The sequence below is a fragment of the Paenibacillus sp. FSL H3-0333 genome (assembly GCF_038002805.1).
GTDB lineage: Bacteria > Bacillota > Bacilli > Paenibacillales > Paenibacillaceae > Paenibacillus_AQ > Paenibacillus_AQ silagei.
This window is the reverse complement of record NZ_JBBODG010000001.1, coordinates 5,861,818-5,876,728: the sequence shown is the minus strand read 5'-3', so window position 1 is coordinate 5,876,728 and position 14,911 is coordinate 5,861,818. Positions and strand designations below refer to the sequence as shown.

Genomic DNA, 14,911 nt, shown 5'->3' with positions numbered 1-14,911 from the left:
CCTGAAAAGCACCTACAGCTATTCAGCTGTGCCGAATAATATTTTTTTCATGTTTTGCAGAGTCGGCAGCTCCTATAGGATGCGGCTTGTGGAAGTTATAAATTATATGTCTTGACAGCGCATACATGGACATGTTAATTTTTAGTGGGGAAACCGGTTTCCCTATGTTAAAAAGATTGGAGTTATTGACGGCAGCTTATTCGTTACTGAAAGTGTATTGCATTCGGTTTACATGAGAGGGAGATGAGGAATGAAAAGTAAACGTACACGCCTACTTGTTCCCGTTCTAATCACATCTATGATACTGTCAATCGCGATGAGCATGTTCGTTCTGCCCCCGTCCAGGGCTGAAGCAGCGAGTATTGGTACAGTAACCGAGAATGACACGATTTATCAGATTATGGTTGACCGCTTCCATGACGGGGATTCTTCCAATAATGCAACAGGCGCGGCTATCCGCTACGGGGAGAACTCGGAGGAGGACTTCCGGTATATGAAGGGCGGGGACTGGCAGGGGGTCATTGACAAGCTCCCGTATATTCACAATATGGGCTATACCGCGATCTGGATCTCACCGGTAGCCGAGCCCCAGATGACTAACCGTGAGAACAACGGTACAGGCAAGAACACTGCCTACCACGGCTACAATGTCAAAGATCCGAACAAGGCCAACCCTTACTTCGGCACCAAAGAAAAGCTGAAAGAGCTTGTAGACTCCGCACATGCGCTCGGGATCAAGGTCATTATCGACGTCGTGCCTAATCACATCGGCGATTATATGCTGGGCACCCAGGCGTATTATGATATCCCGTCATTGCAGCCTGCGGCCCCGTTCAATAATCCGGCCTGGTATCACCATAATGGTGACATTAACTGGTCTCTTGCCGATGGACGGTACGATCAGTGGGCCCAGGATTATCTCGAGAATCATGATCTGGGCGGTCTGGATGATATCGACTTCGATGTTCCTGCCGCCAAGCAGGCCATTTTCAGCTCGATCAAGGGCTGGTTTGACTATACGGGAGCAGACGGCGCCCGGGTCGATGCGGCCAAGCTGATGAAGCCGACCGATATCGGCGAGCTGCAAAATTTGCTGGGCGTGAACACTTTTGGGGAGAATTTCGACGGCAATGCCGAATTCGTCTCCCGCTGGGTCGGTACCAATAAGGAGTGGGGGATGCTCGACTTCCCGTTGTTCTTCTCCGTGCTGAACAGCTTCGCGTACGGGCAGTCTTTTGACGCAAATATTAAAGGCACCCTGGCTCAAGACTCCTACTACGGCGGCAACGCCAACCATATGGTTACCTTCATCGACAATCATGACCGCAACCGCTTCCTGACCGAGGCCGGGGGCAGTGTTGAGAAGCTGCAGAATGCTTTGTCCTTTATCTTCACCGTGCGCGGAACGCCTGTGGTCTTCCAGGGAACGGAGCAGAACAAGGGCAATGGCAACGGGCAGATCATGACGGGCGGCATCGCTGATACGTGGAACCGCTGGTCGATGGTGAAGCGGGATGCAAGCGGCAATGTGCTGGAGAATTATTTCAATGAGAATGCCAGTACCTTCAAGCATGTAGCCAAGCTCAATGAGATCCGCAAAAACAACCCGGCCCTGCGCACCGGCACCCAGCGCGAAATGTGGTCCGCACAGAATCTGTACGCCTTCTCCCGGCGGATTGACAGCGGAACGAATGTCGGCCAGGAGGTCATCTCCGCATTCAGTAATGCATCCGGCGGATCACAGACGGTAACGCTGCCGCTGCGCGCCGAAAGCACACTAACCGCAGGTACGGTTCTGGTGAACCAGTTGAACCCCTCCGATACTGTGACCGTGCAGGCGGGCGGTGTCACTGGTAAGCAAATTACAATTACCCTGGGCGCCAATTCGGCCAAAATCTACTCCAAAACACAGCCGGTAACCGATACGCAGGCACCAAGTGTTCCGGGAAATGTAACGGCAACTGTACAGAATGCCTCCAGCGCGCTGGTGTCCTGGTCAGCGTCCACCGATAATGTCGGGGTGAGCGGGTACGAAATCTACCGCAATGGAGTGAAGATCGGGACTTCGGCTACGACCTCTTTTACAGATAACGGACTTGTAGGCAGCACTAATTATTCTTATACGGTAAAAGCGTATGATGCCGCCATGAATCTGTCGGCCTTCAGCGCAGCCGCTCTGATCGTTACCCCTGCCGGTAACAGTGTGACAATCTACTACAAGCAGGGCTACATCAATCCGTACATTCATTACCGCCCAGTGGGCGGGACTTGGACGACATCTCCGGGTGTGGCTATTCCAGCCGCTGAGGTAGCGGGCTATAACAAAATCACCATTAACATCGGCGCAGCCACCCAGCTCGAAGCCTGCTTCAATAACGGCAGCGGCACCTGGGACAGCAATGGCGGCAGTAATTATCTGTTCGGCACCGGTACCTGGACCTATACGCCTACAGGCAATATCCAGGCAGGCGGTCCGGTGACGCCAACGGCAACGCCGACGGCTACACCAACCGTAGCACCAACAGCGACACCGACCGTGACGCCTACGGTGGCACCAACCGTAGCACCGACTGCTACAGCAACTGTAGCGCCGACCGCAACTCCAACAGCATCACCGACCGTAGCGCCAACGGCGACACCTGTGCCAACCGCCACTCCGGCGGGCAACACCGCGACGATCTATTACAAGAATACGGCCTTCAGCAATTCGTATATCCATTACAAGCTGGACGGGGCAACCACCTGGACGACTTCACCGGGTGTGCAGATGCAGGCCTCTACTTACAGCGGCTACAAAGCCATTATCATTCCGCTCGGCAGCGCCACAGGCCTGACCGCAGCCTTCAATAACGGCAGCGGCACCTGGGATAACAATGGCGGGAATAACTATCATTTTGGCACCGGTAGCTCCAGTCTGGTTGGGGGAAGCTTGACCTCCGGGGAACCGCAGGCGGATAGCGTAACCTTCCGGGTGAGCGTTCCGGGCTCGACTCCAGCGAATGCTCCGGTCTATCTGACGGGTTCGTTCAACAGCTGGAATGCGGCAGATGCAGCCTACCTGCTGACCCGTGGCAGTGACGGCGTCTATTCCATCACCTTGAGCCTTCCGGCAGGCAGCGCCGTGACGTATAAGCTGACGCGCGGAAGCTGGGGCACGGTAGAGACCGCATCCAGCGGAGCAGATATTGCGAACCGTTCGCTTACGCCGACAGGCGGAGCACAGACAGTGACGCTAAGTGTGCAGCGTTGGAAGGATCAGTAGCACTTGTAGCTTGTAAGTAACTAGCAGTAACGCCTTTTCTAAATGGTGCGGTCGCCATTTAGGAGGGCGTTTTCTGGTTGGTGAGGTAAGCGGATCAAATGTAATCGAAAAACCGATCACAATGCGCAGCGGCAGGGTGAGCGGACCAAATGTAATCGAAAAACCGATTACAATGCGCTGGAGCGAGGGTGCACGAGCTAAATGTATGCGGGGGTTTGAGGTATACAAGGTTTACTGTAATTCCCACTCTCAAACAGCGCAGCGGGCGGACTGATTGTGGAGAAGCGGTAGCGTTCGCCTTTGTGTCCGGATTTTCACCGATCAGGTAAAAATAATAAAAATCTGGACACAACAGCGATCGGAACAACGGTCCGTTTGCGGAGCGTCCATTAGAACTCCCACACCGCTCCTCCCTCGACTTAATATCCCAATCCTCCCTGGCGCTTCCTCCCAGCCCTCGCATCCCGCTGAGCCCACATTTTACACCCCGTTGATAATCGCCGCTAGAACTGGTATTTTGCCGAAAATGCAGGTAGAGTGTTCTCATGGACATAAACACGAGGGAAGAGGACCGCCGCAGATGAAACCATTCCGCATTCGACTTACCATCATACTTATGGCACTGATAGGAATATCAATGACCGGGGCCGGGATCACCATGGCTCAGCTGTTCAAGGACTCGCATATTTCCGTGCTGGAAGAGAACATGTCCCGGGAAATAAAGCTGCTCTCCGGCACCTTCTCATTCATGGATACCAGCAGCCCGGATGCCCTGAACTACTATACAGAACAGGCAGAGAGGATATCCGTCTTGACCGGATCACGTGTCACCTTCATTACGAAGCAAGGCCGGGTCATTGGGGACTCGGAGAAGAATCCGCGTGAGATGGACAACCACTCTACCCGCGAAGAGGAGCTGCTGGCTGCGAAGGAAGGGATTGGCCGGGCGATCCGTTACAGCGATACATTAGACCGTGAAATGATGTATGTGGCGGGTTCCGTGTCCTCCGATCAGGGCTTTGACGGGTATATCCGGCTGTCGATGGGGCTCGATACCGTATCCGAAGGACTGAACCGGGCGTGGATGATCATGGCAGGGGGGCTGGTGCTGCTGTTCATTGCCGCAACCTTGGTGAGCTACAAGGTGGCTTCCAGTATGACCTCACCGCTGGAGCAGATCACCAGAGTGGCGCGGCGGATTACTGATCTCGATTACGATGCCCGGGTGCCCATGAAGCGCAAGGATGAGATCGGCCAGCTGGCAACAGCCATCAACGCGATGGCCGACAGTCTCCAGGCCCAGCTGAAGACCATCCGCGACAATGAGGACCTGCTGCAGAGCGTACTCGACAATATGACCGGCGGGATCGTGATGATTAACGCTGAAGGGGAGATTGCCCTGCTTAACCGGGCCGCCGAACGGCTGCTCGATGTGAAGCACAGCGAGATGACCGGACATTCCTACAAGGAGATTAAGCATCATTATGAGCTTACCCGGCTAATTGATGATGGGGTGTCCGCAGGTGAACCTATTCACGAGGAGCGCAGCATCTATAATCCGGTGGAGCGGATTGTGCGTCTGGATGGGGTGCCGATGATTCAGGACGGCTGTTCTCGGGGCATGCTGTTCCTGCTTCAGGAGGTTACAGAGATCCGCAGGCTCGAGAAAATGCGCAGCGAATTCGTCGCCAATGTCTCCCACGAGCTGAAGACCCCTGTCGCTGCGGTAAAAGGCTTCGCCGAGACCCTTCTCGGCGGTGGCGTTACAGATGAGAAGACGGCGCGTTCGTTCCTGCAGATTATTTACGATGAGAATGAACGGCTGAACCGCCTGATCGGCGACATCCTGGAGCTGTCCAAAATCGAATCCAAACGCGTTCAGCTGGAATGCTCCCCGGTTCATCTGATCGAATTCTTCGACTCCGTACTGGAAACGCTCAGTAAGGTTGCGGAGAAGAAGAAGATTACACTTAGCTCGGATGTGCCTGCGGAGCTATTCATTGAGGGAGATGAAGACAAGCTGCGCCAGATCTTCATGAATCTGCTCTCCAATGCGATCAACTACACCCAGGACGGGGGGAATGTCAGAGTCACCGCAGTGAGCATCCAGAAGAAGGATGGCACCGAGAGCGTACGCTTTACAGTCAGTGATACGGGGATGGGGATTCCGCGCAAGGATCTGCCCCGGATCTTTGAACGCTTTTACCGGGTGGACAAAGCCCGCTCCAGAAGCTCCGGCGGAACCGGCCTCGGTCTATCCATCGTGAAGCATCTGGTTGAGCTGCACCGCGGGTCAATTAACGTTGAGAGCGATCTGGGCATCGGCAGCTCGTTCATCCTTGAACTGCCGCTGCTGCAGGAAGAGAATCTATAACCCTGCGGATCATAACGGATCAATAGAGAATAAATTTATGATTTTACACCAAGTTAACATTGTGGTGCTATGATGTGCATGTGTGCAGTTTTGTAAAATTAATAACCTATGAAAAGACGGGGGAACCTATGGCACAACGATTGCTTGTCATTGAAGACGAACCGACACTGGCCCGGCTGCTGTCGTACAACCTGACACAGGAAGGCTACGAGGTGACGGTGGAGGATCATGGAACGGCAGGATATGACCGTGCGACTAGAGAACCTTTTGAATTGATCGTACTGGATCTGATGCTGCCCGGCATGAACGGCATTGACATTCTGGATAAATTACGTGGACAAGGCATCCGCACACCGGTTATTGTGCTGACGGCCAAGAATGCTGAAGAGGATGTCGTCCGCGGGCTGAAGTCCGGGGCGGATGACTATATTACGAAGCCCTTCGGCGTATCCGAGCTGCTGGCGCGGGTCAGCGCTGTACTGCGGCGGATCTCCGGTATTGCCGAAGAAGCTCCGCCCGAGACGGCGGTGTCTGCATCGACGATTATTCTCGGACAGCTGGAGATCTACCCCGAGCGTTATGAAGTCTCGCTGGGCGGACAGAGCATCAATCTGCGGCCGAAGGAATTTGAAGTACTGCTGTATCTGGCCCGCAAGCCAGGCGTTGTCCTGACACGGGATGATCTGATGAATGCGGTCTGGGGCTTCGACTATATCGGAGGCCAGCGTACCGTCGATGTGCATGTCAGCTCCCTGCGCAAGAAGCTGGAGCTTGACCCTGAATCCGTGCATATCGATTCCATTCGCGGCGTGGGCTACAAGCTGGTTGTCAACAAGAAGAGAACACCGGTCATTTAACATGACGGTGTTCTTTTCTCACAAGATAAGCTTCTTCTCCTCCGGCATTGTCTAACTGTACAAGGATTTTTACACTGCGTTAACAATTCTCTGGAGCTCTATTTACACTGAAAGCTTATCATGGGGAACGAAGATGATGAGAAGGAGACAACAGAAACTAATGAAATCCATCATTGACATAGAGAAGCTAGATCTCTACTATGAGTCATTCCATGCCCTGAAGAAGGTGGATTTGCAGATTCCGGAGAAGCAGGTGACTGCGTTTATCGGACCTTCCGGCTGCGGGAAATCCACACTGCTGCGTACCCTTAACCGTATGAACGACATGATTCCCGGAACACGTATTGAAGGTAAAGTGAATATCGGCGGCAAAAACATCTACAGCGACGAGATTGAAGTGGAGAGTCTGCGCAAGCAGGTGGGGATGGTGTTCCAGCAGCCCAATCCTTTTCCCAAGTCGATCTATGATAACGTGGCTTATGGCCCGCGTCTGCACGGTGTGAAGAGCAAAGCCGAGCTGGATGTCCTGGTAGAGCAAAGTCTGCGCCAGTCTGCACTCTGGGAGGAAGTGAAGGATTTCCTCAAAAAGTCGGCCTTAAGTCTGTCCGGAGGCCAGCAGCAGCGTCTCTGTATTGCCAGAGCCCTTGCCGTACAGCCGGATATTCTGCTGATGGATGAGGCGACTTCAGCGCTAGACCCGGTGTCCACACTCAAGATTGAGGAGCTGGTCCAGGAGCTGCGGGATAAGTATACGATTGTAATGGTCACGCATAATATGCATCAGGCCGCCCGGGTATCGGGACGCACTGTATTTTTCCTGAACGGTGTTATTGTGGAGGCTGCGGACACGGAGCTGCTGTTCTCGAACCCTAAGGATTCCCGCACAGAAGACTATATTTCCGGCCGCTTTGGCTAAGAATGACTGATTCGTAAGCCTTAGGTTCACTCTTGTTCACCCGATATGACCAAATGTTTGTGAGGAGGATCACTTTCGATATGATTCGCAGAAAAGAATTCGATAAAGATCTGGAAGAACTGCGCTCCCTGCTGCAGCAGATGGGCGAGCATGTAACGGATGCACTCGACGGTGCGATACTGGCCCTGCAGACCCTTGATACGGTACGGGCGCAGGAGATTGTCAAAGCGGACCTGCGGCTGAACGCTATGGAAGACCGGATTATGGAGATCGGCTCACGGCTGATCATCACCCAGCAGCCGGTGGCGAAGGACCTGCGCCGCATTATTGTAGCCTTCAAAATCTCCAGCGATCTGGAGCGTATGGGCGATCTGGCACTGGATGTAGCCAAGGTAACGATGCGCATCCAGGGACAGCAGCTGATTAAGCCGCTTGTGGATATTCCGCGCATGGCTGAGCTTGTCACGATCATGACCACGGAGGCTATTCAGTCTTATCTGGACGAGAATACGGATCTGGCCTACAAAATGGCGCAGGATGACGATCAGGTCGATGGCCTGTACAGCGCGATGATTAACGAACTGTACACTTATATGGTTCAGAAGCCTGAAACAGTGAATCAGGCGATGCTGCTCACACTGGTTGGCCGTTACATTGAGCGGATTGCCGATCATGCCACGAATATTGGCGAGAGTGTAGTGTATCTGGTTACAGGTAAACGTCCGGATTTGAACCAATAACAATATAGACTGCCAGAGGCAAGCCTTCATTCCGGGGCTTGTTTTTTATTTTGGCATAAAGCGGCGATTCGTGGCAGAGCCATTTCGTCTTGGTGCGGAGCATATGTTACTATGTAAGGAGAAAGCAAGAAAAAGGCGAGGTGCTAGTGTGGACAAGCTGATACTCATTGATGGAAATAATATCATTTACCGGGCGTTCTTCGCCATGCCGCCGCTGACGAATACAGCGGGACAGCAGACGAATGCAGTATACGGTTTCACGACGATGCTGCTGCGTCTGCTGGAGGAGCATAAACCGACACATATGATTGTAGCCTTCGACGCGGGGAAGATTACCTTCCGGCATGAAGGCTATGAGGATTATAAGGGCGGGCGCCAGAAGACCCCGCCGGAGCTGTCCGAGCAGTTCCCGCTGCTCAAGCAGCTGCTGAAGGGCCTGGGGGTTCCGCAGTTCGAGATTGCAGGCTACGAGGCCGACGATATTATCGGCACCATCTCCAGGGAAGCGGATGCCGCCGGCCGTCAGGTGATGATTGTGTCCGGGGATAAGGATATGCTGCAGCTGGCTTCCGAACATACCACCATAGCGCTGGTGCGCAAGGGAGTTACGGAAGTGGAACTCTACGGACCTAAGCAGATCCGTGACAAATATGATCTCACCCCAGAGCAGATCATTGATCTGAAGGGGCTGATGGGCGATGCCAGCGATAATATTCCCGGGGTGCCGGGAGTCGGGGAGAAGACAGCGCTTAAGCTGCTCCAGCAGTTCGGATCGGTGGAGGGCGTGCTGGCCGGAACCGGTGAGCTGAAGGGCAAGATGAAAGAGAAGCTGGAAGAGCACGCGGACAGCGCCGTCATGAGCAAAAAGTTGGCGACGATCTACCGCGAGGTTCCGCTTGAGCATACGTGGGAGGATATGGTCTTCAGCGGGATTAACACGGACACGGCTGGGCCTGCGCTCGCCAAGCTGGAATTCCGCTCGCTGCTGGAACGCCTGTCGCTGAGCGCCTATTCACATGCGGCGGACGGCAGCCTGACGGGTTCCCCCGTGGTGGAAGCCGCAGAGCTTAATATTACAATTGTTGACGAATCCGGAATAGGCGAGCTGGTTCAGGCACTGCCGGGCATCTCCGCCCTGCATGTGGAATCTAACGGGGAGAACCCGCACCGTGCCGAAGTGATCGGTCTCGGGCTGTCTTCGCCGGAGCAGCATTACTTTGTGCCCTTTGCCCTGCTGAAGAGTAAGGCTGCGGCACCTCTGCTGGACTGGCTTGGTGACGAACAGGCATCGAAGAGCGGGTATGATCTGCACCGTGCCGATCTGGCGCTGCATTGGCAGGGGATTGCTTTTGCCGGAGCCGCTAACGATGTTCAGCTTGCCGCCTACCTGCTGGACCCGACCGAAGCCAGCCAGAATCTGAATGACCTGACCACGAAATACGGCCTGCCCCGCTTGTCGCCGGATGAGGATGTCTTCGGCAAAGGGGCCAAATATAGAATTCCTGAGCTTAAGATTCTCGGTGAGCATGTCGCCCGTAAGAGTGCGACCGTGCTTGGCATTGTACAGAAGCAGCAGGAGGAGCTGGACAAGACGGACATGACCGGCCTTTTCCAGGACCTGGAGATGCCGCTGTCGAGGATTCTCGCCGATATGGAGAAGCAGGGCATTGCTGTTAACAAGGATGATCTCGTCCAGCTCGGCAAGGAATTTGAAGCCCAGATCTCCCGGCTGGTCACTGAGATCTATGCCGCTTGCGGAACCGAATTCAATCTTAATTCTCCGAAGCAGCTGGGCGAGGTTCTGTTCGTGAAGCTCGGTCTGCCGGTCGTGAAGAAGACGAAGACCGGGTATTCGACGGATGCCGAGGTACTGGAAAAGCTTGCGCCTTATCATGACGCTGTGCGCCTGATTCTGCAATACCGTACCATTGCCAAGCTGCAATCCACGTATGTTGAAGGTCTGATGAAGGAAATCTCGCCGGAGACCGGCAAGGTACACACCTTTTACCGGCAGACGATTGCGGCCACGGGCCGGCTAAGCAGCCAGTTCCCGAACCTGCAGAATATTCCGATCCGGCTCGAAGAGGGCCGCAAGATCCGTAAGGTATTCGTGCCTTCCGAGCCGGGCTGGTCGATTCTGGCGGCGGATTACTCGCAGATCGAGCTGCGTGTGCTGGCGCATATCTCGGGCGATGAGCGGATGAAGGAAGCTTTTGTCGAGGATATGGATATTCATACTAAGACCGCCATGGATGTATTCGGCGTCTCTGCGGAGAGTGTGGACAGCAATATGCGCCGCTCCGCCAAGGCGGTTAACTTCGGCATTGTGTATGGCATCAGCGATTACGGCCTGTCGCAGAACCTGAATATTCCCCGTAAGGAAGCAGCCCGGTTCATTGAGCAGTATTTCGAGGTATTCCAGGGTGTGCGCCGTTACATGGATGATATCGTGGTCGAGGCCCGGAAGCAGGGATATGTCACTACGCTGCTGGAGCGCCGCCGTTATCTGCCTGAGATCAATGCGAAGAACTTCAATCTGCGTTCCTTCGCAGAACGTACGGCGATGAATACGCCGATTCAGGGAACCGCTGCGGATATTATCAAGCTGGCCATGGTTCATATGGACAAGGCGTTGCATGAGCGCGGCCTGAAGAGCCGGATGCTGCTCCAGGTACACGATGAGTTAGTGTTTGAGGTGCCGGAGGAGGAGCTGGAGCAAATGAAGCAGCTTCTGCCCGAGGTGATGGCCGGAGCGTTGCAGCTGTCTGTTCCGCTGAAGGCAGAGGTAAGTTATGGCAGCAACTGGTACGAAGCGAAATAGGCTCCCCGCACATGGCAGATATCCGGTATAATGGAGTGGAGGTGAGCCATGATGCCGGAATTACCGGAAGTCGAAACAGTCAGAAGAACACTTAATGAGTTAATTACAGGCAAGCAGATAGAGCATGTCACCGTCCGGCTGCCGCGGATTATTCAGCGCCCGGATGATATTCAGGCCTTTGCCCATATGCTGGCCGGCCATAGTGTGGTTACAGTTGAACGCAGAGGCAAGTTTCTGCGTTTCGTCTTTGACGGGCTGGTGATGGTCTCCCATCTGCGGATGGAGGGCCGTTACGGAGTGTACCGTGAGGGCGAGCTGCTGGACAAGCATACGCATGTTATTTTCCATTTCACAGATGGGACGGAGCTGCGTTATACGGATGTGCGCCAATTCGGGACGATGCATCTGTTCCAGCCGGGAGAGGATCTGCAGCTGAAGCCGCTGAACAAGCTGGGGCAGGAGCCGCTGGATGCCGATTTCACGCTGGAGCGGTTCAAGGAGATTGTCGCCAAGCGGAGCACCAAGATCAAGCCGCTGCTGCTCAATCAGGAATATATAGTAGGTATCGGCAATATTTATGTAGATGAGTCCCTACACCGTGCAGGGATCCACCCGGAGGAGACCGCGAAGTCCCTCACGGAGGAACAGTTGGCCAGACTGCATCATGCTATCGTCGCAACACTGACGGAAGCGGTGAATGCCGGAGGCTCCTCGGTGAAGTCGTATGTCAACGGCCAGGGGGAGAGCGGGAGTTACCAGGATCAGCACAAGATCTACGGACGCAAGGATCAGCCGTGTGCCACCTGCGGCACGCTGATTGAGAAGAGCGTAGTCGGCGGACGGGGGACGCATTATTGTCCCAATTGCCAGCCGGTACCTGTATTGATTCTGTGATTTTTATTTAGAGTCAGCGCTGCATTTACAGCCCGTTTCCGGGCTAGTTACACCTGAGTTACAACCGTTATGTATAAAGGCAGGCACTTCCTGCCCGTCCCGCCCATATAATGTGTGAAGATTGCTGATTATGGCGAAACGGAGCTCCGGCTCCGGTTCTTCACGGGAGGGATTGCGGGTGCTTAGCCCATTGTTGTCACTGCTGTTGCTTGCGTTTGCGCTTAGTCTGGATGGATTTGGTGTAGGCATTACATATGGACTGCGTAAAATGAAAATTCCCCTGCTCTCCATTATCATTATCTCGCTCTGTTCAGGGGTCGTCATTTATGGTTCTATGCAGGTCGGCGTGCTGCTGGCAAAGGTAGTCTCCCCGAATGCCGCTTCCAGTGTCGGAGCGGTTATTCTCGTCTTAATGGGCTGCTGGTCCCTGTTCCAGATGCTGACACAGAAGGAGAAGGAGCAGGAAGAGCCTGCGTCGGCAGCCGATAAGGGCAATTCCGGGCAGGAGACCAGGCAGGAGACGGCTGCTGCCGCACAACTTGCTGAGACAGAGCTGAAGCCGGCCGTATTCTCGCTGGAGCTTCGCCATCTGGGCGTGGTTATACAGATTCTCCGCACACCATCTTCTGCGGATATGGATGCCTCGGGGAGCATCTCCTCCATGGAAGCCATGATTCTGGGGATCGCGTTGTCGCTGGATGCCTTCGGTGCCGGCCTCGGTGCGGCACTACTCGGATTCAGCCCGTGGTCCACCTCGCTGATGATCGCTGTATTCAGCGGGACCTTTCTGCTGATGGGGATGAAGACAGGACTGAGATTATCAGGCAGCTACTGGATGAAGCATGCCGCTGCGCTGCCCGCGATATTATTAATTGTAATGGGTATAATGAAGTTATTATGAGGTGAGTACATGATTATAGGCTTAACCGGAGGCATCGCTTCGGGAAAAAGCACCGTGTCTGCACTGTTTGTCCGCAAGGGAGCTGCGCTGGTGGATGCCGATGTCATCGCCAGAGAGGTGATGCTCCCCGGGCACCCGGTGCTGGCGGCGGCGGTGGAGGCTTTTGGAGACCGCATTCTGCTGCCTGACGGTTCGCTGGACCGGGCAGGTCTTGGCGAGATTGTCTTCCGGGACCCGGAGGCGCTCCAGACTTTGAATAACCTGACCCATCCGGCAATACGCAGGGAGATCAAGGACAGAATGTATGCGCTTGAACAGGAGAATCCGCAACGGCTGGTCATTGTGGACATTCCGCTGCTCTACGAATCAGAGCTGGATTCCTTGTTTGATCAGATTATTGTGGTCTATGTTCCGAGGAGGGTGCAGTTAGCCCGCCTCATGGAGCGCAGCGGAATGAAGCTGGAACAGGCTGAGGACCGGTTGAGGTCCCAGATGGATATTGAACTCAAGCGCAGGAAAGCGAATTATGTGATTGACAACAGTGGTGATCCTGAGTCTGCCGAGCTTCAGGTTGCCCGTCTGTGGGACAGGCTGGGCCTGATATGATGAAGTGGCTGCGCAAAAAAAGAGTCCTGCTGCTGCTGTTCATCGGCTTCACCGCGATTCTGTTTCTCGGCTCCAACTGGATGTCATGGTTTTATCCCATTTATTATAAAGCAGAGATCCGCCAGCACAGCCAGACGTATGAGATGGACCCGTTCCTGGTGGCGTCCATCATCCGTGTGGAGACCAATTATAAGACCGGCCGCGAATCCAAAAAAGGCGCACTGGGGCTCATGCAGCTCATGCCGGATACCGCCAAGTGGGCGCTCGAAAAGGCCAAGCTCCCCGACGTGTCGCTGGAGCGGCTGAAGCAAGAGCCCTCCTCCAATATTGAACTGGGCACCTGGTATTTGTCTACGCTGTCCAAGCAGTTCGACGGCAACCGTATAGCGGTCATAGCCGCCTATAATGCCGGGCCTGGTAAGGTGCAGAGCTGGTTGGATGAAGGGCAATGGGACGGAACAGAAGCCTCTGTGAAGGACATTCCGTTCGGTGAGACGCGTCACTACGTGCAGCGTGTAATTTATTATTATGATCAATACACCGAGCTCTACAGTGAGTTCTAGGGTGCTTGTTACTTCTGCTGCTGTTATGTAAAAAGAAGCATCAAACGGCCGGAGGCCGTTCGATACTTCTTAGGCAAGCTTATGTTGCGCTTAGCAGGTTATTATTTGTACTGACCTGCCAATTGCTGTTCAGCCAGGGTTACAAGACGTTTAGTGATGTAACCACCGATCGAACCGTTTTCGTAAGAAGTTTTATTGCCTTGGTATCCGTCTGGGGAGAGGGTGATACCTAGTTCCTGGGCAACTTCATATTTCAGTTGTTCCAAGGCACCGCGTGAGTTTGGAGCTACCAGGTTATTGGAGTTGTTATTTTGGCTCATTGCTGTTCACCTCCTATCGGTTGGTAACTGTATTATGTGCCGGACATGTCAGATTCATAACAACAAATAAACGGTGTTTTCTGGAAATTAAATGATGCCCGCATAGCCCTTGTGTATCAAGGGGCGGGGCCTGACCATTCTAATGATGAGGAAGTGAAGAAGCTTATGAAATGTCCTTACTGCGACCACACCAACACCAAAGTCTTGGACTCGCGCCCGGCCAATGAGAATAAGTCCATCCGCCGCAGGCGGGAATGCGAGCTGTGCAGCCGCCGTTTCACCACCTTCGAGATGATTGAAGAGACCCCCCTGATTGTGATCAAAAAAGGCGGCAGCCGTGAAGAGTTCAGCCGTGACAAAATCCTCCGTGGCCTGATCCGTGCCTGCGAGAAGCGTCCGGTCCCTGTAGAGCGTCTGGAGGTCATCGTATCTGAGGTGGAGAAAAGCCTGCGCGGCATCGCCCTCGCCGAGATCGAGAGCCGCCAGATCGGCGAGCTGGTCATGGAGCAGCTCTACCCTGTCGACGAGGTAGCCTACGTCCGCTTCGCGTCCGTGTACCGCCAGTTCAAGGACATTAACATGTTCATGAAGGAACTGAAGGGACTGCTGTCCAAGAACACGGAGGAGCTGGACGGGCTGTAGGTGGAGGGAGTAATA

12 protein-coding genes are annotated in these 14,911 nt (G+C 54.1%); 11 read left to right on the top strand and 1 reads right to left on the bottom strand.

Going from position 1 to position 14,911, the window contains the following annotated elements; genetic code table 11:
- The first annotated feature begins 250 nt into the window (after positions 1–250).
- The 10 genes from MHH78_RS25995 to MHH78_RS25950 all read left to right on the top strand — a co-directional run bounded on the left by MHH78_RS25995 (position 251) and on the right by MHH78_RS25950 (position 13,934).
- Positions 251–3,262 (top strand): carbohydrate binding domain-containing protein, encoded by a 3,012-nt coding sequence (locus tag MHH78_RS25995; protein ID WP_341169302.1) that lies wholly within the window; start codon positions 251–253, stop codon positions 3,260–3,262.
- Positions 3,263–3,842: 580 nt separating this feature from the next.
- The gene (pnpS, locus tag MHH78_RS25990; protein ID WP_076082866.1) at positions 3,843–5,636 is read left to right on the top strand and encodes a two-component system histidine kinase PnpS; all 1,794 of its coding nucleotides are present in this window, start codon (positions 3,843–3,845) and stop codon (positions 5,634–5,636) included.
- 128 nt (positions 5,637–5,764) lie between these two features.
- Positions 5,765–6,493, top strand: coding sequence for a response regulator transcription factor (locus MHH78_RS25985; protein ID WP_036725566.1), 729 nt, complete (start codon positions 5,765–5,767; stop codon positions 6,491–6,493).
- A gap of 160 nt (positions 6,494–6,653) precedes the next feature.
- Complete coding sequence (pstB, locus tag MHH78_RS25980) at positions 6,654–7,409, top strand: phosphate ABC transporter ATP-binding protein PstB (RefSeq protein ID WP_036725565.1); 756 nt, start codon at positions 6,654–6,656, stop codon at positions 7,407–7,409.
- A gap of 80 nt (positions 7,410–7,489) precedes the next feature.
- The gene (gene phoU / locus MHH78_RS25975; RefSeq protein WP_076082856.1) at positions 7,490–8,149 is read left to right on the top strand and encodes a phosphate signaling complex protein PhoU; all 660 of its coding nucleotides are present in this window, start codon (positions 7,490–7,492) and stop codon (positions 8,147–8,149) included.
- Between the two features lie 148 nt (positions 8,150–8,297).
- The gene (polA, locus tag MHH78_RS25970) at positions 8,298–10,970 is read left to right on the top strand and encodes a DNA polymerase I (RefSeq protein ID WP_341169301.1); all 2,673 of its coding nucleotides are present in this window, start codon (positions 8,298–8,300) and stop codon (positions 10,968–10,970) included.
- A 51-nt stretch (positions 10,971–11,021) separates the two neighbouring features.
- On the top strand, positions 11,022–11,864 hold the full coding sequence (gene mutM / locus MHH78_RS25965) for a DNA-formamidopyrimidine glycosylase (protein WP_341170381.1): 843 nt from the start codon (positions 11,022–11,024) through the stop codon (positions 11,862–11,864).
- Positions 11,865–12,042: 178 nt separating this feature from the next.
- On the top strand, positions 12,043–12,765 hold the full coding sequence (locus MHH78_RS25960; RefSeq protein WP_341169300.1) for a manganese efflux pump: 723 nt from the start codon (positions 12,043–12,045) through the stop codon (positions 12,763–12,765).
- Between the two features lie 9 nt (positions 12,766–12,774).
- Positions 12,775–13,371 carry a dephospho-CoA kinase gene (gene coaE, locus MHH78_RS25955; protein ID WP_341169299.1) on the top strand — a complete coding sequence of 199 codons (597 nt, stop codon included), beginning with the start codon at positions 12,775–12,777 and terminating at the stop codon, positions 13,369–13,371.
- Entirely contained in the window at positions 13,371–13,934 is a 564-nt protein-coding gene (locus MHH78_RS25950) for a lytic transglycosylase domain-containing protein (protein WP_339314825.1), read from the top strand. The genes coaE and MHH78_RS25950 overlap by 1 nt, the downstream gene beginning before the upstream one ends.
- Before the next feature lie 101 nt (positions 13,935–14,035).
- On the opposite strand, the gene MHH78_RS25945 is transcribed toward MHH78_RS25950, so the two are convergent.
- A complete protein-coding gene (locus MHH78_RS25945; RefSeq protein ID WP_036695868.1) occupies positions 14,036–14,254 on the bottom strand; it encodes an alpha/beta-type small acid-soluble spore protein in 219 nt (72 codons plus the stop codon).
- Between the two features lie 165 nt (positions 14,255–14,419).
- Here MHH78_RS25945 and nrdR point away from each other — a divergent pair, with 165 nt between their 5' ends.
- Positions 14,420–14,896, top strand: a complete 477-nt coding sequence (gene nrdR, locus MHH78_RS25940) for a transcriptional regulator NrdR (protein WP_036695870.1) — start codon at positions 14,420–14,422, stop codon at positions 14,894–14,896.
- The last annotated feature ends 15 nt before the right edge of the window (positions 14,897–14,911 follow it).

What these genes read in the sequence shown, in the direction of transcription:
- pstB (WP_036725565.1), top strand. Translation starts at nt 6,654, where the DNA reads ATGAAATCCATCATTGACATAGAGAAGCTAGATCTCTACTATGAGTCA.
- mutM (WP_341170381.1), top strand. Translation starts at nt 11,022, where the DNA reads ATGCCGGAATTACCGGAAGTCGAAACAGTCAGAAGAACACTTAATGAG.
- MHH78_RS25950 (WP_339314825.1), top strand. Translation starts at nt 13,371, where the DNA reads ATGAAGTGGCTGCGCAAAAAAAGAGTCCTGCTGCTGCTGTTCATCGGC.
- MHH78_RS25995 (WP_341169302.1), top strand. Translation starts at nt 251, where the DNA reads ATGAAAAGTAAACGTACACGCCTACTTGTTCCCGTTCTAATCACATCT.
- MHH78_RS25945 (WP_036695868.1), bottom strand. Translation starts at nt 14,254, where the DNA reads ATGAGCCAAAATAACAACTCCAATAACCTGGTAGCTCCAAACTCACGC.
- phoU (WP_076082856.1), top strand. Translation starts at nt 7,490, where the DNA reads ATGATTCGCAGAAAAGAATTCGATAAAGATCTGGAAGAACTGCGCTCC.
- coaE (WP_341169299.1), top strand. Translation starts at nt 12,775, where the DNA reads ATGATTATAGGCTTAACCGGAGGCATCGCTTCGGGAAAAAGCACCGTG.
- nrdR (WP_036695870.1), top strand. Translation starts at nt 14,420, where the DNA reads ATGAAATGTCCTTACTGCGACCACACCAACACCAAAGTCTTGGACTCG.
- MHH78_RS25985 (WP_036725566.1), top strand. Translation starts at nt 5,765, where the DNA reads ATGGCACAACGATTGCTTGTCATTGAAGACGAACCGACACTGGCCCGG.
- pnpS (WP_076082866.1), top strand. Translation starts at nt 3,843, where the DNA reads ATGAAACCATTCCGCATTCGACTTACCATCATACTTATGGCACTGATA.